The following is a 24,907-nucleotide window of genomic DNA, read 5'->3' on the forward strand; positions in this document are numbered from 1 at the left end:
CGGCAAGAGTGCCGCATCCAAAGTTGAGGCGGCATCTGGGCGTTTTTCGTTCGCTTGACATGCCTTGGAAGTGCGCCTAGAATAATCCTGCAACAAGGAGATCCGGCCATGAAATCCTGCGTGGCACTTTCGTGTTTGCTGATCGTGGTGTGCATGTGCGCCGCGGCGCAAAACGCGCCCAATCCACCGCCGAATCCGCCGCCTTCGGCCAAACCCGAGGAAAAACCCCCGGACATTGCCGGGCCGTCGCCGGATCTTCCCCCCGGGACAACTCCCCCGGAACTTCCGCCGGGGACGCCGCCTCCGGACAAACCCCCGGAAGCCCCTGCCGGCGACGTGATTACACTCAAGTCAGGCAATAAACTTACCGGCGTGCAGGTGGTCTCCCGTTCCCCGACCGACATCGAGGTGGATGTCGGCGACGGAATTCTCATGAAAATTTCCCGCAAACAGATTGTGGATATCAAATACGACAAAATCGAGCCTGTAAAGCGGAAGTCGTCGGCCGTTTCCGATGCAGCCGTAGTGCGCGGCGACGTTATCCAAGGCAGTCAAATTACCGCGGAAGTCTCCGCCAAATTGACGGCTCCGATCCCTGATCCGCCGCTCAAATACGAGAACCAGGATTTGGTGGTTATCCTCGATGAACTGAGCAAGCGGCTTGGAATCACGATTATCGTGGACGATCCCGTCAAGGCCCTGCCCGACAACGAACGCCAATGGTCCATCGAATCCGGGCCGGATACGACGCTGATGTCGCTGTTGCAGGATCGCCTGCTCAAACAGTTTCCGGGGCTCGGCGTTGTTTACCAGTATGACAAACTGCTGGTTACGACCAAAGAAGCGGCGGACACTATCGCGGCCAAGGAATCGCAATCCGGCAACAAGACCGATGATGAAAAACCGGCCATGGAAGATCTGCCGCCCGAACCGCCGCCGGGCACTCCGCCTCCCAGTACGCCGCCCAAAACCTGATCGCGTTCGATCGAGATGGAGCATGCCCGGCTCGTAGCCCCGTTTTGAGGAACGGCTTCGTGCGGCGTGCGACATGACAGGGCGGTTCAGGGTGTCAACCACTTTCCCGGGTGAAAGCGTTTGCATCCCAAAGACGATTCTGGCATCGTAACGCCGGTTTTGGGGTCTTACGTTCGTAAAGGAAGAGTTCCGCATGGACAAGAAAGGAATCGTCGCGTATCTTTTGATTACGCTCATTTTGTCGTTTGCGATCCAGTTATTGGTCTTGAAAGTGCCCAAGGCTTCGCTGTCGCATCTACTTTTGTTTGCGATTCCGGCCTTTGCCGCATGGGCGGCCGGCCGGATTTCGCCGGCTTCGGAAACGGCCCCGGGCATTTTATGGCCCGTGCCCTTTGTCCGCGCATTGCGGATTTCATGCGCCATATACCTGTGTTTTGCCGTGGTTTTTACAATCGGCGCCATAGCCGGTTTTGCCAAACCGGATTGGAGCATCGGCGAATTGCTAATGCGTTTGCCGGCGTATAACGACATTCGTGTTCCCGAACACGTCAAGCCCATGTTGCCCATGGCGTTTCTTCTGCTTTCGTTTGCAATCATGTTCGTCATCGCCCCGACCGTTTACGCGGTGCTGCTGCTGGGCGTCGCATACGGCTGGTGCGGCTATCTGCTGCCGAGACTGATGCCGCTGGGCCGATGGATCGCGTACGGATTGGCCGGATTGGCGGCGGGCATCTCCATCCTGCCCCTTTCGCTTCGAGGCGGGGCGGATGCGGCGCACGCGTTCCAGTTGTTGGCCTACGCCATCGCGGTAAGCGCCATGGTGGGCGAAGTCTGGCGGCGTTCCGGACATTTGGGACTGACGGCCGTGTGCGCGGGCTGTGTCTATTGCCACGCGACGCAATTATGGAACGCCCTTTTCCCGGCCAACGCGACGGTGTTTCCCTGGGGTGGAACGACAGGAATTCTTTTCGCGCTGGCGTGGGCGATTGTCGCGCTGGCGCCCGATGAAGTCTTCGGGCCGCTCGAACCTTCGCGGACTCCGTCCGCGATCCCGATCAATCAGACGGACGCCGCAGGATGAAGGCAGTGAGCGCCAGCGCCAAGACCGCCATCGCCGCAAGGGGCGCAAGAACATAGGCGACGAGATAACTGCGCGCGCCGGATGGGGGAACGGGCGGTTCGCCGGCCGGGACCATGCACAACCGGGGGACGAACGCCGGAATCCGGCGATCGTGTTCCGGTTCCCAGCGCATCGGCACGCTTACCGACCGCACCTCGGCGTCTTCCACGCAGGTGCATTGAACGGACAACCGCTGCAATTGCGCGTTGATTTCGTCCCCCGTAATTTTGTCCCCTAATAGCGGCGGCAACAGCAGTTTTCCCTTGCCGTATACGATGCCCAGCCAATCCGGCATGCCGGGTTCCAGTCCGGCAAAGGCGCACAGCAATCGCTCGTGCGGGTCGCTTCGGTCGAGCGTCAGGACGGCGATCCCGGGCGATTGCTCGGCAGCCCATCGCTTGGCGACTGGGTCGAACAGTTCCGCGCGATCCGACGCGTTGGGGCCGGGCGAATACAACAGGACGGCCCACGCATTCAGAACGGCTTCGGCCAGCCGCGCGCGCAACGGGGAATCCACGATGGCCGCAATGTCGTCCGCAGGCAGATCGCCGTCCCATTGAGCGACGAACAACACGCGATCGATGCCGCGAACCCTGCCGGTAAGGGTGATGACGGGAAAACGGGCCGGAGGCCCGTCGAGTCCATAGGCATTCCATGCCGTTTCGTCATCGCTTTCGATGCGTGATGGAAGGACGTTCAACATATCGCCGGCCGCGCGAAACGCTTCTTCGACCCTGCCGAATATCGCATCGCCCCGGGCGTCGTTACGGGGCGCAATGACGGCGAGTTGAAAAAGATCGCGCTTGCCATGAAACCCCGCATCGCGGACCGTGCCCGTGTCGCACGCCCAGCCCGCAAACGTCCATGCCGCAAGCGCCGCGGCAGCCCATGATAGACGAAACATGTCCCTATTATATCCGCATTGCGCATGCTTGGGGGTAATCCGATGGGTCGGATCGGCCGGATCGGTCAAATCCACAAGCAACGCCAAGGACGAAAAGGACGTAAACGACGAAGAGATACGTTGCCGTCCGGGCATCTTGCTATCAATGGGAATTCGCGCTACACTTGCGTCTTCCGAAGGTGTCCGGCGTGGGATTGGCGCGGAATCCTCCGGAACGGAATCAAGCAAGAAGGAGAAGAGGCCATGAGATGGATTGCAACAGTGTTCGCCTTTGTCATGTCGGCGATCGCGATCGGGGCGTTTGCGGATTTCGACACGCCGGTCATCAAGGAATGGACCCAGATTGAAAAGAACGACAAGGGCAAGGATGTCACGGTGCATTACATGAGCATTGACGGCATCCTGGTCCATGAGGAAGATCCCGCGAAACAGCCCCAGCCGCCCGTTGTGACGCCCGGGGCGGACAACACGCAGCCGCCGTCGGACGCTATCGTGCTGTTCGACGGACGGGATCTGTCGCAATGGACTTCGCTGGTTCCGGACAAGCCGACGAAGTGGATTGTCCAAGACGGCGCGATGATGCCGGTAAAAGGGTCGGGCATGATTCGCACTAAACAAGAGTTCGGATCGTGCCAGTTGCACGTTGAGTTCGCCTGTCCCGCCGAAGTGTCCGGCGAAGGCCAAGGCCGCGGCAACAGCGGGGTGTTTCTGATGGGCCAGTACGAGGTGCAAGTGCTGGATTCATACGAAAACAAGACGTATCCGGATGGACAAGCCGCGGCGTTGTACGGCCGCAAACCGCCGCTGGTCAACGCCTGCCGCAAACCGGGCGAGTGGCAAACCTACGATATCGTCTTCCACCGGCCACGGTTCGAGGGCGACAAGGTCGTCAAGCGGGCGACGTTCACCGTGTTTCACAACGGCGTGCTCGTACAGGATCATGTCGAATTGTCCGGCGGCACCGGCTGGAAAGGGCCCCATTCCGTTACGGGTTATGTGCCGCACGGCGACAAAGGTCCCATCGAGTTGCAGGATCACGGCAATCCCGTGAAATTCCGAAACATCTGGATACGCGAATTGAAGGACTGAGGCCATGGGTCGGCGCCGGGATTGTCCCGATCCCGCGCCGATGATTTCTACACATGAGGCGCCTGCATGCATCCCACGCTGATCGATGCGTTCGGTTACAAGTTTCACGCCTACCCGACCATGCTGGCGGTGGCGTTTCTGACGTGCACGCTGCTCGCCGTGCGCGAGGCGCAGCGGCGCAATCCGCCCATTGACGCCACGCCGCAGGGCGGGTTGTGGGCGTTTATCGGCGGATTGCTCGGCGCCAAAATCTACTGGATTCTTCAGTATTCCGAACCCAAATACCTCTGGCGCGCCTTTTTCGTGTGGGAAGGCGGCCTGGTGTTTTACGGCGGGTTGATTGGCGGGATCTTCGCCGTGTATGTGTATATTCGCGTGAACGACTTTCCCGTGCGCGTTTGCGCGGACATCGTGGCGCCTTATCTGGCGCTGGGCGAAGCCATCACCCGCCTCGGTTGTTTTTTGAACGGCTGCTGCTGGGGTGCGCCGGCGAATGTGCCGTGGGCCGTGTCGTTTCCAAAAAACAGCCACGTTTACTGGCAGCAGGTACGTGATCATCTCATTACCGGAAGCGAAACGGCCTCACTGCCTGTCCACCCGACGCAACTTTACATGACCGCCGGGCTTCTCCTGGCGATGGCTCTGATGATGCGGCACGAGAAAACACCGCACGTACCCGGCGCGACCGGGGCCCTGTACCTTTTCTTTTACGGCGTTGTCCGATTCACCGTCGAGATGTTCCGAGGCGATTCCGCGCGGTCCGTCATGGGCATGACAGTGTCGGAAGCGATCAGTCTTGGACTGGTCTTCGCCGGCGCTGCGTTGTTTCTTTATCTCCGGCGGCTTCCCCGGCCCGCCGCGCCCGAATCGGCCGCACCCGAACCGGCGGAATCCGTGCCGGAGGTTTCCGAAGATCCACGGGAAACGTCGTGAGACGTCGTACTTTGATAGAAGCGGGCCAAATGGAATGGGTTTGGCGCTCGGAGCGGGATCTCGAATCCGAACTCAGCGCGGAGGCGCGCATGCCTGTCCGGATCGTGCTGACGGACAATCGCTCTTCCATCATGTCCGTTCGTCATGCCCCTCGCCATGGCGGCGCCGTCGTGCGTGTTCACCGTATGTTTCTGGCGGCTGAAAAGGATATTGTCCGCGCCCTTGCGCACTGGATTCGTTCGCCGCGATCAAAAACCGGCGCAGGCCTGCTGAACCGTTTCATTCAAGCCCATCACGAACAAATCAGACCTCCAAAAAACGCCCCGGAACGGCTTGAAACCCGCGGCGTCTGTTTCGATCTCAAGGCGATATTCGACGACGTGAACCGTGCGGAATTCGGCGATACCGTGCAGGCCGGGATCACCTGGGGGCGCATGCCGGCCGCGCGGCGGCGGCGTTCTATCCGTTTTGGCAGTTATTATCCGGACGAAAATCTCATCCGCATACATCCCCTGCTCGACCAGCCCTTTGTGCCGCCGTATTTCATTCGCTACATCGTGTTCCACGAAATGCTGCACGCCGCGCTCGGCATCAAGGACTCCCCCGAAGGCCGCCGCCGCATTCACACGCGCGAATTTCTGGCCCGCGAAAGGCAGTACGCGGATTACGGGCGATCCGTCGCGTGGCAAGAAAATCCGGCGAATCTCAAAAAATTGCTGGCGAAAAGGCCCTCGGGGTCGTAAGGTCCGTTACCGCCGGTTGCGGGGCCGCCAAAGGCCCATTTGTTCCGCATCGCGGATCAGCGCTTCGCGGAAGTCGGGATGTGCGATGCCAATCAACAATTCGGCGCGTTCCGGCAGGGTGCGTCCGCGCAGGTTGACGATACCGTATTCCGTGCAGACATAGTGCATGCACGAGCGGGGCGTCGTGACGGTGGCGTTGGGCGGCAGCGCCGCGACAATGCGCGAAACGCGCGTGCCGTCCTTCTGCACATAGGTCGAGGGGCCGCAAAGGATGGATTTGCCGTTTTTGGATCCCTGGGCGCCTATCGCGAAATCCAGATGCCCGCCCGTGCCGGAAAACGTCTGTCCCCCGACCGATTCGGCATTGACATCGCCGGCAAGACTGATATCGAGAAACGCGTTGATGCCCACGACATGGTCATTTTGCGCGATGACGGTGGGATTGTTCGTGTAGGAACTCACGGTCATATAGAGATCGGGGCATTCCCGCATGAACGTGTAGAAGTCCTGCGAGCCGAAGGCGATGCCGGCCGTGATTTTGCCGGGCTGGAGTTGTTTTTTCGCGCCGGTGATCTTGCCGGCCTTGTAGAGATTCATGATTCCGTCGCCCATGAGTTCCGTATGGATGCCCAAATCCTTGAGATCCGAATGGATAATCAATTCCGCGACGGCGTCGGGGATGTCGCCGAAACCGATTTGCAGGCAGGCGCCGTCGAAGAGTTCACCGACGATGTGGCGCGCGATGGCCTCGGTAATCGGCGTGGGTTGGACGCGGGGAAGGGGCATGAGCGGGGGATTATCGCCTTCGATGACGTAGTCCACCTCCGAAATGTGGATGCGCCGCTCCTCGCTGCCGGCAATCGGGAAAAGATTTTCGTTGATCTCGGCCATGAAGCATTTCGCGTGGCGGGCGTCAACCAGCGCCAGTGACGGGGACGGGCAAAAATACAGATAGCCGTCGTTGTCGGGCGGGCTTACCATGAAGGCGGCGATGTCCGTTGTCAAGTCGCCGGAAACGAACAACCGCTCGAATTCGCTGAGGCGCGCCGGTGTGTAGGCCCGGCGATCCGCCGGCACCATGAGTTCGATGGGACCCATGAACAGCGTTTCGAGTCGGAACGTCTTGCCCTCTGGATCGGCCATGAACGTCTGAAACGGCGGCGCGATGCGGATTTCGCTGCGGATGGTCACGTCCTCGAGTTCGCCGGCCCGCTTCGCCAATGCCGCGTCGAGGTATCGCGAAGACACGGAAAAGGCATAGTAGTCCACCGTGCTGTGCGAACGCACCATGGCGGCCGCCTCGTCCGCTGAAATTCGCTTGCCACGATACAGGTCCATTGCTGCTCCCATTGTCAATCCTCCGGAATTGTCACACTTCGGCCATTTTTATAATTTCATGGGCTTGGCGCGGTGTTTCCGCGGTCATGCCGATCAGGAACGACTCCAGCGCGGTCCCAAATTCGCGTTTCAAGCGACGGAGGCTTTCCACCCCCTCGCATGAGTGAACGTAAATTTTCTTTCCCGCTTCAATCGTCTTGTGATAATACGGCCACCATCGGGGATGGTCCGGCGGTTCGACGCCCGCCCCCGGCGTCCATTGCAGCATGTCGAGCGCGGGAATCGAAAGCAGATGATCGTGATGCCGCAACGCGGACGGGCCGTCCCAATGATACATCGAATGCGTGACGCGCGCGGCCATTTCGCGCAGCACGGGAACCATGAATTCACCGAACAGGTCCGGGCCGATCATTGCCGAAAAATCGCATTGCAGTTTCACCATGCGCCCGGGCGCCCACGACCAGAATACCGATCCTCCTGTTTCGTCGCGATAGGCCTCGTAGAGCAGATCGTAGCATTGGAAGTAGCAATCAGTGATTTGGCGGAGGCTTTCCCGGACCCAATCCGGACGCTCGTATAAATCCTGCAAGAGATATTCCGTGCCGCGCATGGCCGCCAGCGTGTCGAGTCCCTCGATCAGATCGGGAAAGGCGACCAGGAACTTGCCCTTGCCGTACCGGAGCAGATCATGGCCCAGCCGCCACGAAAAATCCCAGTAACAATTGGCGGGATCAAAGTGAAAACGGGCCTCGTCCGGCGAGTGCATGCAGGGTTCGCACCAGACGGTTTCGGGCATTTCAATACCGCGGCATCCCAGAAACAGCGCAAGACAGTTGGGCGCGAGATCGGGGGAAACATGGGGAACCGCCTCGGCGAAATAGTGCGTGTTCACGCAGGCGCGCAATCCCCAATTGAGACGATAGGCGTAATCACGCGTCGAATAATGCGTCAGCCAGCCGTCCGGTTCCGGAAGCGGCTCGATGTCTTCGGCCGGTGTTTCGCGCGGCGCCGTCAGCAGCAGCGCCGGACGGCCGATGCGGCCTCCATTCCACCACGTAGCCAGGCGAGCGCGGACTTCGTCCATGTCCTCGCGGTATTTCAGCCCCGCCATTACACTTCCTTCCGCAAGCAATTTCTACAACCCCATGAGTATAGCAACTGGGACACGGGGATAACAGCCTTGTCTTTCATCGTTTTGCGTCCCATCATTCGCTTGCGTTAGCCTGTAGGCTCGGGAACGGAGAAATGGCGGAACCATGGATCTTGAACGGCGGATTGAAATGCTCGAACGGCAGGTGGCCGAGTTGTCGGAACAGATCCGTTCTATCGCCGGCAATCTTCCCACGGCCAACGAAGACGCCGCACGCAAGGAAATCGTCCCGCCGCCGGAGGCTGTGCGCCCCGTCCGTTTTCCGCCGCTGCGCGGCGATTCTTCTATCCCGCAAAACCGCGGCCCTTCCTTGTATCCCGTGGTCAAGGCGTTTTCGGGCGCACGGGACGGCACGCTCGAATCGCGCATCGGAAGCATCTGGCTGAGCCGGATAGCGGTGGTCATGCTCATGACGAGCATCGTGTTGGGCGCGCGGGTGACTCTGTACAGCGAATCCATCACCCCCGCGCAGAAACTGGCCGTGTTCTATGCCGTCGCGGCCTGCGGCATCGGATACGGGCTATGGCGGCGTTCCACGGGCGATCGCTTTGCCCAGGTAGTGTTGGGCGCGGGGCTTGCCACGCTGTATTTCACGACCTATGCGGCCTTCTTCGTGGATGAGATGCGCGTGTCGGGGCGGCAGGTCCTTGGCATTCCCCTGTTGCTGGTTTGCCTCGGAGCGCTGGCCGGCGTGTCGCATTGGCGGCGCAGCCAGACCGTGGCGGGCGTTTCGCTGTTCCTTGTGTATTACACCGTCGTAGCCAGTTGCATGAGCGGCGCGAACGGCGAAAATCTGTATTACGGCCTGCTCACGTGCGCGATGCTGGCGGTTGTGGCGGTGGCCTTTCACGCGCTGCACCGCTGGTTCCTGTTTGCGTGGGGCGCGCTCATCGCGACCTATGCGGTTTACCTGTATTTCTTCCTTGTCAAGCCCGGCGGCCTCGACATGCCGGATCGCGAGTACTTCTGGCTCAGCAACGGATTTCTCGCCGTCTGCTACGTCTCCTTTGCGCTTGCGGGAATCGCCGACGCGCGCAAAACGGGCGAATACCGACGCGGCATCGCGCCCATGACGGGCGTCAACTCCTGCGTATTCATCGTCCTCGGATGGTATGCGGTCCGGCACGCCTACCCGCACGAGGAATGGATGTTCCGGCTGGGGTTTGCCGGGCTGCTTTTCGGTTTTGCGGCCTTGCTGCACGTCACCGGACCACGCGGCAACTATCTTTATCAGGTTTACATCGCCAAGTCGGTTGTCATGGCAACCCTCGCGCTGCAAGCCTATTTCTCGGGCGAAAAACTCATGGTCGCGATCAGCCTCGAATGCCTCGCGCTCGCGTTTTCCTACAAACGAAGCGGTCTCGTCACATTCAAACTGCTTGGGCTGTTGCTGCTCTTTGTGACCTTCTTGGGATCCATGTTCCATCTCAACGCCGGGGGAACAATGTCCGTCGCCGGATACGCGATAGGGACCAACTGGTTCTGCTGCGCGGGAAGCGCGATCGTGCTGTGTGTCGTCTCGGGGTATTATGCGCGGTTCGTCCGCCGCGTGCGGCCCGCGGATCGCGTGGCGCAGGGACAATGGTTCCTGGCCGATACGATTTTCGATGTCCGAAGCCGGACGGTTTCGCTGATGTACGCCATGGCGGCCGCCGTGATACTCATGGCCGTAACCGTCGCCGATCGCGGCGGCGACGTGCGCATGCCCTACCTGCTGGCCATGGAAGGGTTGTTGCTGGTTGCCGTGGGCGGATGCGTGCAGACCCCCCAACTGGCGTTCGGCGGCATTCTACTGTTTGCGGCCGCGCACGCCGCTTACCACATGTTTCTCATCGGCGGTATGCCGGGCTTCGACACACAGCCGCGTTTTGCCTTCAAGACCATCGCCCTCGCGTTGCTGACCTTTGCCGGGGCCGGTTTCTGGGACCGTTATCTGCGCCGGACACGCGGCGGCCAGCCATGGGACCACGACGCTATGGCCGCACTGCCCTCGCTGGCGGCCACCGTGATGTTGACGGCCATGATCAAACATCTCTTTGCCGGCATGTGGATTCCGTTCGGGCAGAATCTGCTGGCCGTCGGACTGTTTGCGGCAGGCGTTGTCTTGAGCATGACCTCCATGAAAGCGGCGGGACTGGTCGCCTTGGGCGCGGGGACAATTTCGCTGTTCAAGGGAATCTACTTGATTGAGCCGGGTTATCACCGCGAACCGTGTTTTCTCATTTGGCTGGCGATGATCCTGCTGGCCTACGTCGCCGGCGAGCGCTTTTTTTTGCTGCTGGAACGTCCGGAGCGGACACCGCCGCGAAACGAGGAATGGCTGCGCACGGCGATCGTCGTCGCGGGCGCCTTGGTCGGTCTGGCCGGCGTGAGCCGATATGCCCCGGACGCCCAGCGCACGCTGTATTGGCTGGGGCTGGCAGTCTTTACGGTCGTCATCGGTGTTGCCGTCCGCGAAAGCCGCTACCGCTGGATCGCGTTGATCCTTTTCGCGGCGGCCATCGTGCGCGCCTACGCCTATGACTTGCGCAGCCTGCCGCCGTTCTACCAGTTTTTGTCCTTCGCGGCGCTCAGCGTGCCATTGATCGCGATTTCCTGGGGTTATTCGCATTACCGGAGCAACGCCCCGCACGGCACGGCGGCGCCCGCCGAAAAAGATTCCCATTCCGATGAAACCGCCTCCTGACGATCCGAGATGGCCCGCTGCGCTGGGCATTTGCGCCCGGTTGCGCGCGGCCGGGCATCGCGCGTTGCTGGCGGGCGGCTGCGTGCGCGACGGCATTCTGGGCGTCTTGCCGAAAGACTATGACGTGGCCACCGACGCAAGGCCGGAAGACGTCGCGCGGCTCTTTCGCAAATGCGTCGGCGTCGGCGCGGCCTATGGCGTGCAGATGGTCGTGCTGCCCGAAGGATCGTTCGAGGTGACGACATTCCGATCCGACGGACCCTACAGCGACGGACGCCATCCGGATTATGTCGAGTTTCGCGACGAAATCGCCGACGCCCGGCGGCGGGATTTCACCGTCAATGCCTTGTTCTACGATCCCGTTTCCAACACGGTGCTGGATTATGTCGAAGGGCAACAAGACATGCGCGACAAGCGTCTTCGAACGGTCGGGAATCCGAAACGGCGGTTTGCCGAGGATCGTCTCCGCCTGTTGCGGGCGGTCCGTTTTGCCGCGCGACTCGGTTACACCATCGATCCGGACACCGCAAGGGCCATTCGTGAGACGGCCCCGCTCGTGTGCTGGACCAGCGCCGAGCGCATCCGCGACGAGATCGTCAAGATGCTGACCGAAGGCCATGCGCGCGAAGCGTTCGCCAGTTTGGACGAGTTGGGCCTGCTGGAACACGTGTTGCCCGAAGTCGCCCGCATGAAAGGCGTCGAGCAGCCCCCGGCCTTTCATCCGGAAGGCGACGTGTTCCAGCACACGCTCGGAATGCTCGGCCTGATGAACAATCCGTCGCCTGAATTCGCGATGGCGGTCCTTCTGCACGACGTGGGCAAGCCGCAAACGCAAACCTTCACGGACCGCATCCGGTTCAACTACCACGACAAGGCCGGCGCCGCCCTGGCAAAAAACCTCTGCGAACGGTTGCGCTTTTCAAATGCATCCACGGAACACATCGTGAACCTCGTGCTCAACCACATGCGGCTGGACGCCGCGCCGTCCATGCGGCCCTGCAGGCTCAAACGCTTTGTGCGGGAACCGTGGTTTCCCGATTTGGTCGAATTGTGCCGGCTGGACTGCCTGGCCAGCCACGGCGCGCTGGATACGATCGAATGGGTGGAGCGTTACCTTGTCGAAATGCCCCCGGACGCCTTAAAGCCGCCGCCGCTCATCCGCGGAGACGATCTCATCGAAATGGGGTATACGCCCGGCCCCCTGTTTTCCACTATCCTGCGGGCCGTCGAGGACGAACAACTCGAAGGCCGTCTGAGGGATCGCGGCGAAGCATGGGCGTTCGTGCGCGCGCGTTGGCCGCGTCAGGATTCCAGCGAGGCGCTGTAGGCAAACAGGAGTTGCGCCATATAGTAAAGCGGCAACCCCCAAAGAGCGTTGACGAATCCGGGCGAAACGAAGCGGTCGCGCGCCACGGCCAAATCGGAGAGGTAAAAAATAAAAGCCGCCACAAAGACGCAAAGACGCCCCGACAGGGCCGCCATCCCTCCGGACAATGCCACCATGCCCGTGATGACGAGGATATACAGTCCGACGGGAAAACGCATGTGGCCCGGCACATGCGGCCAAAGCCAGCGAACGATAATTACCACGACCGGCAGGAGGAATCCCACCATCGCCAAGGCGGCAAAGGGTTTGATCCCGCTGGCGAGAAACGCCCCCCCGTAAGCGATGTGGGCCGCAAGGAAACAGAAAAGACCTATCTGAAACACGCGTTCCGAACCCGACAACAAGAGAACGTCGCCCAGCCATGAAAGCCCCAGGGCGATCAACACCGCCCGGCCGTACACGCTTTCAAGCGCCCCCGCCGATATCGCGGTCAGTAGGAAACCCGTGGATGCCAGCGTCTTGAATATCGCCCGGCGCGGCTGCGCGTCCGAATATTCCGCCTCCAGTAGAAGAAACGCCGCTGCCAGACTAAGACATATCCACGGTAACATCATACTCATACCCGAAGAATACACCAGTTCCCGCGACTATTCCAATTTCCACGAGGGCATGCGCGACAGACCACCATGCGCCCGAACTTTTCGGCGCGGCGCGTTTGACTTGCGGCGGTGCAAAGGGTCAATATCGTTTCCTTGGAACCAAATGGACAATCAACCGACGGGGATGTCTGCCATGAGAGAAAGAATGATGGATTGCAAACCGACACGCCGTGATTTTGTCAGGATGGCCGCCGCCGCGGGCGCGGGCTTGTTGGCCGCGGATGCGCTGGCCCAGGCCGGGACCCCGGGCGCCGCCTCGGCGCCGAATCTCCAGTTCGCCACGCCGCCGCTCGAACGCGTTCGCGTGGGTTTCGTCGGCGTGGGGGGGATGGGCACGAACCATGTCCGGAACCTCCTTCGCATTGAAGGAGTAGAACTCCGCGCCGTATGCGACATCGTACCGGAAAAAGTCGCCAATGCGCAGAATCTTGCCATGCAGGCCGGGCAGCCGAAACCGGCGGGGTATACTAAGGGCGAATACGATTTCAAGCGCATGTGCCAGGAGGAAGACCTCGATCTGGTGTATACCGCGACGCCGTGGGAGTGGCATGCGCCGGTCTGTGTCGCCGCGATGGAAAACGGCAAGCATGCCGCCACCGAAGTACCGGCCACGGTCACCCTCGAGGAATGCTGGCAACTGGTCGAGACGGCCGAGAAACAAAAAAAGCACTGTGTGATGATGGAAAACTGCTGCTACGACCGGCCGGAAATGATGGTGCTCAACATGGCCCGGCGCGGGATCTTCGGCGAACTCATCCATGGCGAATGCGGATATCTGCACGATTTGCGCGAGCTCAAATTCGCCACATCCAGCGAGGGACTCTGGCGTCGCGCACATGCCGTGAATCGCGACGGCAACCTGTATCCCACGCACGGAATCGGCCCCGTCGCCCAATACATGAACATCAACCGGGGCGACCAGTTCGCCACGCTGGTTTCCATGAGCAGCAAGTCGCGCGGGCTCCAGGAGTTTGCCCGCGAACATCTCAAGGACGACGACCCGCGCAAGCAGGAAACCTTCAAACTGGGCGACGTCAATGTCTCGCTCGTCAAGACGGCCAACGGATGCACCATCACCATCGTGCACGACACCAATCTGCCCCGGCCGTACAGCCGCATCAACATGCTGCAAGGCACGCGGGGACTCTTTTGCGGCTATCCCAACCGCGTCTTTATCGAAGGACGATCGAAGGGCCATGAATTCGAGGAAATGGAAGCCTATCTGAAGGAATTCGATCATCCTTTGTGGAAGGCCAACGAGGCCGCAGCCAAGGGCGCCGGCCACGGCGGCATGGATTTCATCGAGGACATGCGCCTCATTCAATGCCTGCGCCATGGATGGCCGCCCGATATGAACGTGTACGATGCCGCCGCATGGACCGCAATCGGCCCTGTCAGCGAACAGAGTGTCGCCAAGGGCTGCGCGCCGATCGATTTTCCCGATTTCACGCGCGGCGCATGGAAGACGGCGCCCATGCTCGACCCGGTGGCGATCCTTGATCAAGAAACCATGGGGCCGCGTTTTTTAGCGTAAATCGTGTTCCACAAGGACGATATTTCTGAAATGGCGGCGCTTGATCCCCCGCATGCCGAAAAATCCCGCCGTTTGCCGGGGCGGGTCCGTTTATTTCTTGCGGCCGCTCTGGCATGCGGGATGGGCATCGTCCAAGCGGATCCCGTTGCGTTTCGTCCGCCCAACGTTTCCTGCAGGGCGGGGGGAAAAGGCGGCCCGGTGGTTTTTCTGGACAACGCCCCGTATACGCCGCTGTTCTACATGTGCAACAACCGGCAGGGAAGCGACGAGGCTTCGCTGAAGGGCCTTCGCGAGGCCGCCGGAGCGGGAATTCCGTTCCATGTCTTCAACATGCCGCTTGCGCGGCACGGTACGGCCGAACAGGCCGCGGAAATCGTGGAGCGATACCGGCAGGCGCATCCGGAGGGATACTTCCTTATTCGCGTCGCGTTGGATCCGGACGTTTCGGGCGTGGACGAATCATGGCGCGAAACCACGTCCGGGATGTTGCGGGACAGCATCCGCCTGATGGCCGAAGGGCCGCACGGCGCACGTTTCATCGGCGTGATTATTGAATGGTCGGCATCCTCCCCGGAGGAGCCGGCCCCGGATACGGGCGGCGCCGTTTTTTCGCAGGCCGATGTGAACGCGTTCCGTTCATGGCTGCGGCACCGGTACGCGAAGGACGATGCGTTGCGCAAGGCATGGAACAACCCCGCCGCGTCGTTCGAGGATGCCGCCATTCCCACGCCGGAGGAATGCGACAAAACGGGTTGGGGGCCGTTCCGCGATCCCTTCGCGCATCGCCAAGCGAGCGACTTCGAAGCCTTTCAATGCGATCTCGCGGCGGATACGCTCGCTTATTTTGCCGGCATCGTGAAAGAAACCGGCGCGCGCCGCCTGCTCGCGGGCGCCGTATGGAACGGCAACGGCCCCGCTTCGCTGGAGCGGTTGGCCGCCTGCCAAAAGATCGACATGCTGCTGGTTTCCTATTCCGTTTTCCCGGGGGAATCCATGCGGCCTTCGCTCGATTCGCCGGCGCTGCACGGCATGCTCTGCGTCCTCGATGAACCCGGGCCGGACCTTTTCGGGATCTTCGGCCATGCCTTCTCGCATCGTTGCGGCTTTTCGTATTCCGTTGAGGGTGGGGGAGAGGCCGCTTTGCGCCCAACCATGCCTTTGCTTCGGCGCTTGCAGGCGGAACTGCGCGGCATGGCGACGTTTGAACCCCAAGTGGCGTTTCTTTTCGACGAACAAGCCCGGCATTGGGTGATTCCGGCGGCATGGCGCGAAATTCGGCAATCCCTGTCGCGGTGGCAGTCCGAACTCGACCGCATCGGCGCGCCCGTGGGCTGGTATCTGCAACGCGACCTGCCGAATTTGCCCGATTCCGTGCGCGTGATCGTTCTTGCGAACGCCTTCGCGATTGACAAGGCCGGGCGGCGCGCCATCGAAAAACGCCTCGACCGGGGCGCGACCGTGGTTTGGGCCCTTGCGCCCGATATCGTGGGTCCGGACGGTGTTGCCTGTGCGCGAATCGCTGGGATAACGGGCATGGATGTCGAGCCGAAACCAGGCACGGCCTCCGGGGCGATGACCGGAACGATTACCGGCGAGGAATTCACAATTGCCGGGTTGCATTCAATCCCGCGCTTCGTTGTCGCATCCGCGGACGTGGACATCGTCGCGCGCCACAAGGATACCGGCGAAATCGCCGCCGCGGCGCGCCCGCTGCGCAAGGGCGTGAGCGTGTACACGGCGGCGCCGTTCCTGCCCATGGGGATTATGCGTACGATCTGCGCAAGGGCCGGCGTCCATCTGTACCGCGACACGCCCGGCGCAACCGGCGTCGCAGGCCACTATCTTTTCGTGCAGGCCGAAACGGAAGGAACGCACACCTTTCAATGGCCCTACCCCTGCCGCACCGTCGAGCGAATCGTTCCCCCCGGCCGGCGGCCGATCACACCCGACGCCGACCGCCGATGGTCCGATACCCTTCCCGCGCGAACAACCGCCCTCTATGCTTCTTACGCCGACTGAATCAACGCTAACCCGACTTCCGGTATGATGCCGATTTTGGCAGCAAGAAATCACGTTTTACCTCGTTATCCCGATCATTCTGTTCGATATCTGCGTGTATCTGCGTCATCTGCGGATAATCATACGATCCACAGATGACGCAGATACACGCAGATGTAAAACAGGGATGGATGTTCGGGCCAGGCGATGCCAAATTCGAATCCGCATGTCAGTGCTGTCCAAAATAAGTTTGCTCGGGGGAATTTTTTCTTCATTGCGAGAAAGAGGTGTCTTACGAACGCTATCCCTAAAAAACTGTTGTCTATTTGTTCAAAATGGCATTCTGCAAGCCGTGATTTGGACACAGATGGTCTATTTACTCAAAATGGCTTTCTGCAAGCCGCCGTTTGGACAGAGATGACTGACGATGAACTCCACGTCGCGTAAGCCACGCTCTTTGAGACGTATCAGGAAATCACGCCAACGGCTGCGGCTTTCCCGGTTGGCAAGCTCAACGCCCCATACGCACCGTCGGCCGTCGCCATGGATGCCGATCGCCACGAGTACCGCCCGGCTGCGGATAACCCCATCTTCGCGACTATGGAGCGGCGTTATGGCCGCTCGAACCGCATCTGGGCGATGGACCGCAGGATGGTCTCCGAAGGGCATATCGAATTTCTGCAACAGACCGGACGACGGTATCTGGTGGGGGCGCCCAAGAGCGGGTTGAAGAAATTTGAACACGAACTGCTTTCGGAGGACTGGGAAATCGTGCGGGAAGGGTTCGAGGTGAAGAAGTGTCCCTCGCCGGACGGTCAAGAGACTTTTATCCTATGCCGTAGCGCCGACCGGCGCGAAAAAGAAAAGGCCATGCACGAACGCTTCGCCCAACGTATCCGGGAGGGGCGGGAGAAGTTCGCCAAGGCATGTGCGCACAAGAAACAAGACCCGTTGACCATTGCCCAACGCGTCGGACGCCTCAAAGGGCTCAACAGCCGGGCGGCCGGCCTTTTTCAGGTCACGATCAATACCCGTTCCGATGGCGGGGCCAGCGTGACTTGGCGGGAGGCTCGAGAGTGGCGGGTCCGGTCCGAACTCAGCGAAGGGTGCTACCTGCTGCGCAGCAACATCGAGGACTGGAGCGCCGAAGAGCTTCGGCGTACCTCTATCCAACTGACCGAAGCATAAGCCGCCTTCCGCATCCACAAGAGCGACCTGCGCATCCGCCCCATCTGGCGCCAGAAATCCGAACGCGTCCAAGCCCATATCTTGGTGTGTTTTCTCACCTATGAACTTTGGAAAACACTCGCTCATCGGCGCCGACAGGCGGGTCTTGGCGACGGGCCCCGCAAAGTGCCGGCCGAACGGCAACAACTCAGTGTCGGAGACGTTGTCCTGTCCGCCAAGACGGGCATCGATATCCGCAAACGCTGCGTTACGCAGCCTGTGGCGCACCGCAAATTCGTCTTACATTTGGCCATCGTGTTCACAATGATTTCTAACGTTATCGGCATGGCTCTCTATTGTCGTTGGCCATCGGCACGGCACCTTTTCACGGTATCCACAAGACAATCTCGGGCAGGTCCTCGCCGAGCGTCACGCTGGTTCCTTCGGCGAAGGGCCATGTATTGGCCGTGCAATAGGGACCGCGATCGATGAGCGACGCGCCTTGGCGTCCGTCGGCCAGTTCAAAATACAGGCAGATGTTGCGGACTTTCATGAAGTCGCCGCCGGGATTCTTGACGATGAGGGTATTATACCCCGTGATCGTGGCGAGAGCGTTTGCGGGAAGCGTCATCGTTGCCGCCTGCCAATCGGTATCGCCGGCGGATTCTGGTGTCGTGCCGATGGGAATGCCGTTGAAAAACACGGGCGAGGCATAAGGGCCACCATTGACACCCGCGGTTTCGATCGCGATGTGCGCAGCCCGGATATTCGCCAGATTTTCCTGCGTCAATTGGGCCAGCGGCTTCGGAGACGGGCCGAACGCGGGGCTGGATTCTTCAGTGCGCAATTCGATTTTCCATGCCGGTTCGGCCATCACGATACGGGGCGAACCCCACATCGCCCAGTCGGAATACGAGTCGTCCTTCGGCCCGACATCGGACACGAGTTTGATGGAGATGGTTTTTCCCGCATGAGCGGAAAGATCAACGGATCGCGAAGCCCATTGATTGACGGTGGCGTATTGCTCGCTGAAGACTTCCGTTTCCTTGCCTTGATCGGTTACAGTCACCTTGAACACGCATCCGTCCCGGGTGGTGGATCCGGCGCGGAAACCCATGGCGAATTTCAACATGGGCCGTCCTTCCGGCAAGGCAATATTGTCGAACAAGGCCGAGGCGTATCCCACGCCGGTCTTGTACGGCGGGTGCATGAACACGGTCGGGTGCGTTTCGCCCGCGAGTCCGTCGCGCGCAATATCCACCAATGCGCCGGTCGCCGCCGAATCATAGGGAACCTCTCCTGTTCCGCGCAGTCCCATCCCGCGCGCCATCGGCAACCGTGTCAGTTCGGCGACGGTCCATGTCGCCGGCCGCATTTGCAGATGGCGCACGCATTCGACGGAATGTCCGGCGGCATCCGCCGTCATGCGCAGTTTCGCCGCGCAGGGATCGTCCGGCATGTGCAGACGCCAGATCAGCGGTTGAACTGCTTCCGGTTTTACAAAAACCTGGCGGCCCAGCGGTTTTGGCAACAATCCGCCGGCTTCGAGGCGAAACGTCGCCGTCACGGGACCGGGCAGGTGGCTGATCGCGTTCGCGCCCATGTCGAACGGTTTTCGGGCTTCGAGCATGAATTCGCCGGCCGGCAGCGTGATGTCGAACGCGGGCAATGGTATCGCATCGGCCCAGCGCGCGGCATCCGCGCCCAGCCATGCGGGCTGAAACGAATACCAGCATCGCTCATGCAGGGGGGCTTCGGCGGGCATCGGGAGATCGATCGTCGCGGTGGCGCTTTGCCTGTCGCCGGAACGAACAAGGTCCGCGGTTCCGGTCTTGAACGGCGCGGCGCCGGGCCGTCCGCAAGTCCACGTCACCGCAAACGGCGTCGGGTCGGCGTCCACGGGCAATCGCACGGCAACGGTTGCCGGAACGCTGTTGGTCGTCAACACGGTGCGTGAGGCCAGGCGCAATTCCGAAAAGACGGATGCGTCGGCGGTTTCCGCCGTCAATCGGTATTTCACAACGGACGACTCGGTGGAAGGAACGACCGTTACCGTATCCATTCCCTCCAAGACCGTCGCCGGTCCCACGGCCGCCCCGTCGAGCGTGCAGGCCGTCGCGCTGAAACGCACATTGCCGCCTGTGTCCAGCCATGCGCGCGCAATCGTTGCCTCGTCGCATTTCGTCGCGGGAATGATCCACCACGCCTGTGCGCCGTCGGGCTTGACGGCCAACGTTCCGCGCGCCGTCAAGACAGGCGTCCGCACCAATGCGCCCCGCGTATCGAGATAGAGGTAATCGCGGCACCAGACCAATTCATGCCGCTGTCCGTTCCGCGTCGCGGAATACACGAGAATGTCGTCCGGCTTGAATGCCGCGAAACCGCCGGGCGGCAAGGTGTACGCGACGCCGTTCACCTCGACCGGCCAGTCGTCCTTGAAACTCAGATTGCACCATGTGACAAGGCCGTTTTCGTATTCGGTCCGGATTTGCCCGCGCTTGTGGGCGTCGCCCGCGATGGCCGCGGACGTGTCCGCCAGTTCCTTTCCGTCGAAGTACCGAATCGTCTTGACCGGAACCGCCACATACCGCTGTTGCAGCGCCTGCAACAGATAATAGGACTTGAGCGTGCCGTCGAATCCCCACTCGTCCGCGAGAAAACCGATGTGACCAAACGCGATCGTCGCGGCGATGAACCGGTCGAAAAACGGACTCGTGCGCGATCGGTCTTTTGTCCATTCGCCGCCGGTTCCGTAGTACATCAGCGGCATGCCCATGCCGAAATCGGTCAGTTTCGTGTGCATCTTGAGCAGGTCGAAATCGGCGAGCGGCGGAAATTCCCAGCCGCGTCCATAGGGAACGATCGTCGCATAGTTTCCGTCCACGATCCCGGCATAGAACCAATGGTAATTGCCCTCGCTGAAGACCGGCCCCTTGTGCGCGCCGCTTTCGTTGTGCAACAACCGCGCATAGGCGTCGAACTGTGTGCGGAACTTGCCCGCGCCGGGCGTCCGCGCGTCGTAATCGGTGCGTCCCCATGGCGTGTACGCGGTATGCACGTCGCAATACTGCGCCGTCGTGCCGTAACGCGCATTGATACGCGGCGCGTAGACGGCCTCCTTTTCGGCGGCGCGTAACGGTTTCAACGCATAGCAGCGCGGCCACGCCCGCTGCCATGATCCGTCGGAATGCAGGCAGACGTCGTCCGCGTTCCAGTTCGCATTGACGGGCGCGAAATCCGTGTAGTTCGTGTAAGTGCCGAACCGGTAGCCGAGGCTGCGCACGAACGCCGCGTATTCCGCGAGTTTCTCGTCGCCGATGCTCGGCGCGGGCCGGTCGCGCAACGTGAAACTTTCGCCGCCCTCGCGCCAGCCGACTTCATGATGGCAGGCAATGAACTTCTCGATGCCATGCCCCTTGTATTTCAGAAGCATCTCGTTCTGAAACGGATGCCCGATGTTGCGCCAGAGGTATTCCCGCGCGACTTCCCGCGTATCCGAATCGGGGTTCGGAATATTCGGCAGAACTTCGTGGACGTCACTGCCGACATTGATGAAGATGCGTTCGCGCATCGGGTTGCGGACGCCCGCGGTCGTCGGACGATACACGGCGCCGCCCGCATACTCGACCGATCCGGCATCATGAACGCGCGGCGCGCCGAACAATTCGGAGGCCTCCGAATGGTAGTAATCAATCAGCGACAAAAGAAACAGCGATCCACCGTCTCCGGTCGCGCAAACGACCTTCGGCCAGTCGTCGCCATAGGTAAGATACGGAAAGAATACCGTCTTGGGCGACGACAAACCCCGCGCAAGACCGATGTCGAGTTGCACGGCGTCTCCTGTGTCCGCCGACACATCAACTATCAGGGATTTGCCCCGAACCCGGAACGCGTACCGGTAATCGAAGGTCTGTCCGTCCACCGTGGCGCGCCATACCGCAACGCAACCGTCCCCTTCATCGCGTTTTTCCATTAGCGAGACTTGAACGCCCGCATCGCCGATCCGGACCTCGCGGTTCCCGGCCTGAAACACGATTCCGCCTTTCCTGCACGGCTGAAAACGTTGTCCATTCATCTCGACGAGCACGTCGCCCAGCGTGCCGTCGCCGGGCGCATAGATATAGCGGACGGTATCCACGCCGTCCGAAGCCTCCGCCGACCAGATTCCCGACGCAATGCCGCTCATGGCCCGAATCGTCACGTCGCGTTTGCACGAGGGTAGAATCGTGTCCGGGGTCGTCGGCCATGGCAACTCGTCGGGAACCGGCTCGAACGTCAAGGGCGGATATTGAATCGTGTAGAACGATAGGGCGTCGAAAAACAATTTCGCGGGTTCGCGGCTCGAACAGCCGTTGATTTCGATACCGGTGAAATGCGCCGGAAAGTCAATGATGCCGTCGTTCGGCGTGCCAACAGGCTCATAGAGGCGCGTCTTGCCATCGGGACTTACGCATGTCGCATGCATTAGAAACCAGTAATCGAAATCCACAACGCCAAGATCGATCCGGTACGATTCCCCTTTCGCGTCGCCGATCAAAACACGCACCCCGACACGCGCCGTCGTGGGGGGATCGACCCAGCCCCAATTGTTGCCGCGCACCCACAAATCCACACCCGTGAACGGTTCCGGAATCGCAATGGGCGCAGGTGGTTCCAAAACGAAACGGCTGGCCGCCGACGTCCCGTGGTATAAAGCCTTGCCCGTATAATGGCCGAAGAGTTTTTCTTCTTTCGACCGAAACAATTGTGCCTCGGCGCCGTCGGCGCATCGCACCTGCCATCCGGTCAGATCCTCGAAATCCACCAATGCTGGCTGATCCGGTGCGGTGCGATTCGCCCAATCCATCTCGTAGGGCCGTGCGCCTTCCTTCACGCCGGGCTCGTCTTCGTTGAAAGCCCGAACCACCGACTCATCCGGCCAAGCCGCCGCCCTAAACCATACGGCAAGCAAGACAATCGCCAATACCCGTTTTGCATTCATCGGTCGCATTCCCGCCCTGCGGTCATCCGTTTCGCCTCCCACAAGCATACGGGCTTTTCAAGCAACTTTCTACTTCCGCCCATTTGAAATGGGGTGGGTTTCTGTTATAATCGCCGCATTGTACCGGGAGCGCGCGCACGACTATCGTGGTGTGCGGCGGCGCCCGGCGGGAGGGAACAAGCCGCCAATTGTCGCGCATGAGCGCGTTGTGCGGAAAGTGGTTCCCAATTCAACGGTTATCCGATGCGGGCCGCTGTGGGAAAACAGCGAATCCGTATTTTCGCACGGAAGACGAGGGCTGACTGTGATCCGTTTTTTGCGATTTCTTCCGGGTTTGTATTCCCGCGACATGGGAATCGATCTGGGCACGGCCAACACGCTGGTATATGTGCGCGGACAGGGCATCGTGCTCAGCGAGCCGTCCGTGGTGGCCATCAACCGCGACACGGGCCGCGTCCGGGCCGTGGGCAACGAAGCCAAGAGCATGATAGGCCGGACACCGGGCAACATCGTCGCGATTCGCCCAATGAAGGACGGTGTGATCGCCGATTTCGAGATCACCGAGGCGATGTTGCGGTATTTCATCACCAAGGTGCATAACCGCCGCCGCCTGGTATGGCCGCGCGTGGCCATCGGCATCCCGTCGGGGATTACGGCGGTCGAAAAGCGCGCGGTGACGGAAAGCGCCACGCTGGCGGGCGCCAAGAAGGTGTTCCTGATCGAAGAGCCGATGGCCGCGGCGATCGGCGCCGGGCTTCCCGTGCAGGAGCCGCAGGGCTGCATGATCGTGGACATCGGCGGCGGCACGACCGAGGTCGCGGTGATTGCGCTGGGCGGCATCGTGTTTTCGAAGTCGGTGCGTGTGGCCGGCGACGAGATGGACCAGGCGATCATCCAGCACCTCAAGCGCACTTACAACATGATGGTCGGCGAACGGACCGCCGAGGAAATCAAGATTGCCATCGGCTCGGCGTTTCCACTCAAAGAGGAAATCGAAATACAGGTCAAGGGCCGCGACCAGGTCATGGGCCTGCCCAAGATCCTCACGATAACCTCGGAAGAGATTCGCGAGGCCTTGCGCGAACCGGTCAGCGCGATTGTGGACGCCGTCCGCGTGACGCTCGAACGGACGCCGCCGGAGTTGTCGGCGGACATCGTGGACCGCGGCGTGGTGTTGGCGGGCGGCGGCGCGTTGCTGCGCGGCATAGACCAGTTGCTGTCCAAGGAAACGGGGCTGCACGTGGCCGTGGCCGAGGATCCCCTCACCGCGGTGGCCTTGGGCACGGGCAAGTATCTCGAAACGCTCAAGGGCTTCCAGGATGAAGATGCGTAGCCCGGCGTTTAGGTGAAAACACGCCGCGGCAAGAGGGATGGCTGTGGCTCTTTCCCGTCGAATTAGCGAACACCGGCCGGCCATTGTGCTGTTGGTCATCGTGGCGTTGTCGCTTGCTTCGATGGCCGGCGGCAAGCGCGCCGGATTCATCGGCGAAGGCCTCCGCATAGCCGTCTCCGCAACCTCCTACCCGTTTCTCAAGGCCATGAAATCGGTCCAAGGCGCCGCCGGCTACGTGGCCGGGCTGGTGTTTTCCTATAACGCCTATCGCACGGAGGTCGAAACCGCGCGCAGCCAACTCGCCGACGCCATGCAACACACCGCCCAACGGAACGAACTCCTCCAGGAAAACCGCCGTCTGCGCCAGATGATTGATTTCGCGCGCACCGAACAACGTTTTGCGCTCGAGGCCGCCGAAGTCATCGAAAGTTTTAAGGGTGCAACCGTCACCATCGATCGCGGCTCGTTGCGCGGCATCGCCGAATCCATGTGCGCCATTACCGAAAACGGCGTCGTCGGCATGGTCACCCGCGTCGGCCCTTTCAGCGCGACCGTGGTGACGTTGCGCAATACCGAATGCCGAATCGGCGCCATGATTGCCCGCAACCGGGTGCGTGGAATCGTCCAGGGAAGCGGCAGCGATATCAGCCCTTACTGTTCAATGAATTATATTGACATGAAAGACGATGTGCAGCCGGGCGACCGGGTCGTAGCCAGTCCGGAAAGCCTCTTTCCGACCGGCTATCCCATCGGCCGCGTGGTCGCGGTTCACGAAACCGGTTCGCTGTGGAAAAGCGCCGATGTCGAGCCGGCCGTCAATCCGTATCGTCTCGACGAAATCTTCATCGTGCGGGAAACGGCCCCGTCCGCCGGCGAACTGGCCGGCACGCCGCCCGCCGAACCGCTGTCGGCAACGGGCCCCGACGATCGCCCGTTGCAGGAACGGCTTGCACCCTGACCATGCAGGCGC

General features: G+C 60.9%; 17 protein-coding genes and 1 pseudogene. 12 read left to right on the plus strand and 6 right to left on the minus strand.

All coding sequences use genetic code 11. The features are described from left to right. Positions 1–108 precede the first annotated feature (108 nt). Both P5540_09795 and P5540_09800 read left to right on the plus strand, forming a co-directional pair. A complete protein-coding gene (locus P5540_09795) occupies positions 109–975 on the plus strand; it encodes a hypothetical protein (GenBank protein HRT65110.1) in 867 nt (288 codons plus the stop codon). Between the two features lie 193 nt (positions 976–1,168). After that, positions 1,169–2,056 (plus strand): hypothetical protein, encoded by an 888-nt coding sequence (locus tag P5540_09800; GenBank protein ID HRT65111.1) that lies wholly within the window; start codon positions 1,169–1,171, stop codon positions 2,054–2,056. Here the strand turns inward: P5540_09800 and P5540_09805 are convergent. Continuing rightward, positions 2,031–2,999, minus strand: coding sequence for a hypothetical protein (locus P5540_09805; GenBank protein ID HRT65112.1), 969 nt, complete (start codon positions 2,997–2,999; stop codon positions 2,031–2,033). The genes P5540_09800 and P5540_09805 overlap by 26 nt on opposite strands. 243 nt (positions 3,000–3,242) lie before the next feature. Here P5540_09805 and P5540_09810 point away from each other — a divergent pair, with 243 nt between their 5' ends. From P5540_09810 to P5540_09820, 3 genes are all read left to right on the plus strand, one after another. Beyond that, positions 3,243–4,088 (plus strand): DUF1080 domain-containing protein, encoded by an 846-nt coding sequence (locus P5540_09810; GenBank protein ID HRT65113.1) that lies wholly within the window; start codon positions 3,243–3,245, stop codon positions 4,086–4,088. 66 nt (positions 4,089–4,154) lie between these two features. After that, positions 4,155–5,021, plus strand: coding sequence for a prolipoprotein diacylglyceryl transferase (gene lgt / locus P5540_09815; protein HRT65114.1), 867 nt, complete (start codon positions 4,155–4,157; stop codon positions 5,019–5,021). Further along, entirely contained in the window at positions 5,018–5,764 is a 747-nt protein-coding gene (locus P5540_09820; protein HRT65115.1) for a hypothetical protein, read from the plus strand. The genes lgt and P5540_09820 overlap by 4 nt, the downstream gene beginning before the upstream one ends. Before the next feature lie 6 nt (positions 5,765–5,770). On the opposite strand, the gene P5540_09825 is transcribed toward P5540_09820, so the two are convergent. Continuing rightward, on the minus strand, positions 5,771–7,114 hold the full coding sequence (locus P5540_09825) for an acetyl-CoA hydrolase/transferase C-terminal domain-containing protein (protein ID HRT65116.1): 1,344 nt from the start codon (positions 7,112–7,114) through the stop codon (positions 5,771–5,773). Between the two features lie 19 nt (positions 7,115–7,133). Further along, on the minus strand, positions 7,134–8,213 hold the full coding sequence (locus P5540_09830) for a hypothetical protein (protein ID HRT65117.1): 1,080 nt from the start codon (positions 8,211–8,213) through the stop codon (positions 7,134–7,136). 145 nt (positions 8,214–8,358) lie between these two features. Between P5540_09830 and P5540_09835 the strand changes: the two genes are divergently transcribed. Both P5540_09835 and P5540_09840 read left to right on the plus strand, forming a co-directional pair. After that, on the plus strand, positions 8,359–10,938 hold the full coding sequence (locus tag P5540_09835) for a DUF2339 domain-containing protein (protein ID HRT65118.1): 2,580 nt from the start codon (positions 8,359–8,361) through the stop codon (positions 10,936–10,938). Further along, positions 10,922–12,265 (plus strand): CCA tRNA nucleotidyltransferase, encoded by a 1,344-nt coding sequence (locus P5540_09840; GenBank protein ID HRT65119.1) that lies wholly within the window; start codon positions 10,922–10,924, stop codon positions 12,263–12,265. Before P5540_09835 ends, P5540_09840 begins: the two co-directional genes overlap by 17 nt. Here the strand turns inward: P5540_09840 and P5540_09845 are convergent. Further along, positions 12,241–12,885, minus strand: coding sequence for a lysoplasmalogenase (locus tag P5540_09845; protein HRT65120.1), 645 nt, complete (start codon positions 12,883–12,885; stop codon positions 12,241–12,243). The genes P5540_09840 and P5540_09845 overlap by 25 nt on opposite strands. Positions 12,886–13,057: 172 nt before the next feature. Here P5540_09845 and P5540_09850 point away from each other — a divergent pair, with 172 nt between their 5' ends. Next, the gene (locus tag P5540_09850; GenBank protein ID HRT65121.1) at positions 13,058–14,458 is read left to right on the plus strand and encodes a Gfo/Idh/MocA family oxidoreductase; all 1,401 of its coding nucleotides are present in this window, start codon (positions 13,058–13,060) and stop codon (positions 14,456–14,458) included. 198 nt (positions 14,459–14,656) lie between these two features. Next, on the plus strand, positions 14,657–16,477 hold the full coding sequence (locus tag P5540_09855; GenBank protein ID HRT65122.1) for a beta-galactosidase: 1,821 nt from the start codon (positions 14,657–14,659) through the stop codon (positions 16,475–16,477). Positions 16,478–16,876: 399 nt separating this feature from the next. Here P5540_09855 and P5540_09860 read toward each other — a convergent pair. Continuing rightward, positions 16,877–17,053: pseudogene (locus P5540_09860) on the minus strand (transposase). On the opposite strand from P5540_09860, the gene P5540_09865 reads away from it, so the two are divergent. Then, positions 17,000–17,644, plus strand: coding sequence for a hypothetical protein (locus tag P5540_09865; protein HRT65123.1), 645 nt, complete (start codon positions 17,000–17,002; stop codon positions 17,642–17,644). The pseudogene P5540_09860 and the gene P5540_09865 overlap by 54 nt on opposite strands. 364 nt (positions 17,645–18,008) lie before the next feature. Here P5540_09865 and P5540_09870 read toward each other — a convergent pair whose 3' ends face one another. Continuing rightward, entirely contained in the window at positions 18,009–22,604 is a 4,596-nt protein-coding gene (locus P5540_09870; GenBank protein ID HRT65124.1) for a hypothetical protein, read from the minus strand. Between the two features lie 304 nt (positions 22,605–22,908). Here P5540_09870 and P5540_09875 point away from each other — a divergent pair, with 304 nt between their 5' ends. Together P5540_09875 and mreC are read left to right on the plus strand one after the other, a co-directional pair. Beyond that, positions 22,909–23,937 (plus strand): rod shape-determining protein, encoded by a 1,029-nt coding sequence (locus tag P5540_09875; protein ID HRT65125.1) that lies wholly within the window; start codon positions 22,909–22,911, stop codon positions 23,935–23,937. A gap of 43 nt (positions 23,938–23,980) precedes the next feature. Continuing rightward, a complete protein-coding gene (gene mreC, locus P5540_09880) occupies positions 23,981–24,895 on the plus strand; it encodes a rod shape-determining protein MreC (protein HRT65126.1) in 915 nt (304 codons plus the stop codon). Positions 24,896–24,907 lie beyond the last annotated feature (12 nt).

Source organism: Candidatus Hydrogenedentota bacterium (assembly GCA_035450225.1).
GTDB lineage: Bacteria > Hydrogenedentota > Hydrogenedentia > Hydrogenedentales > SLHB01 > DSVR01.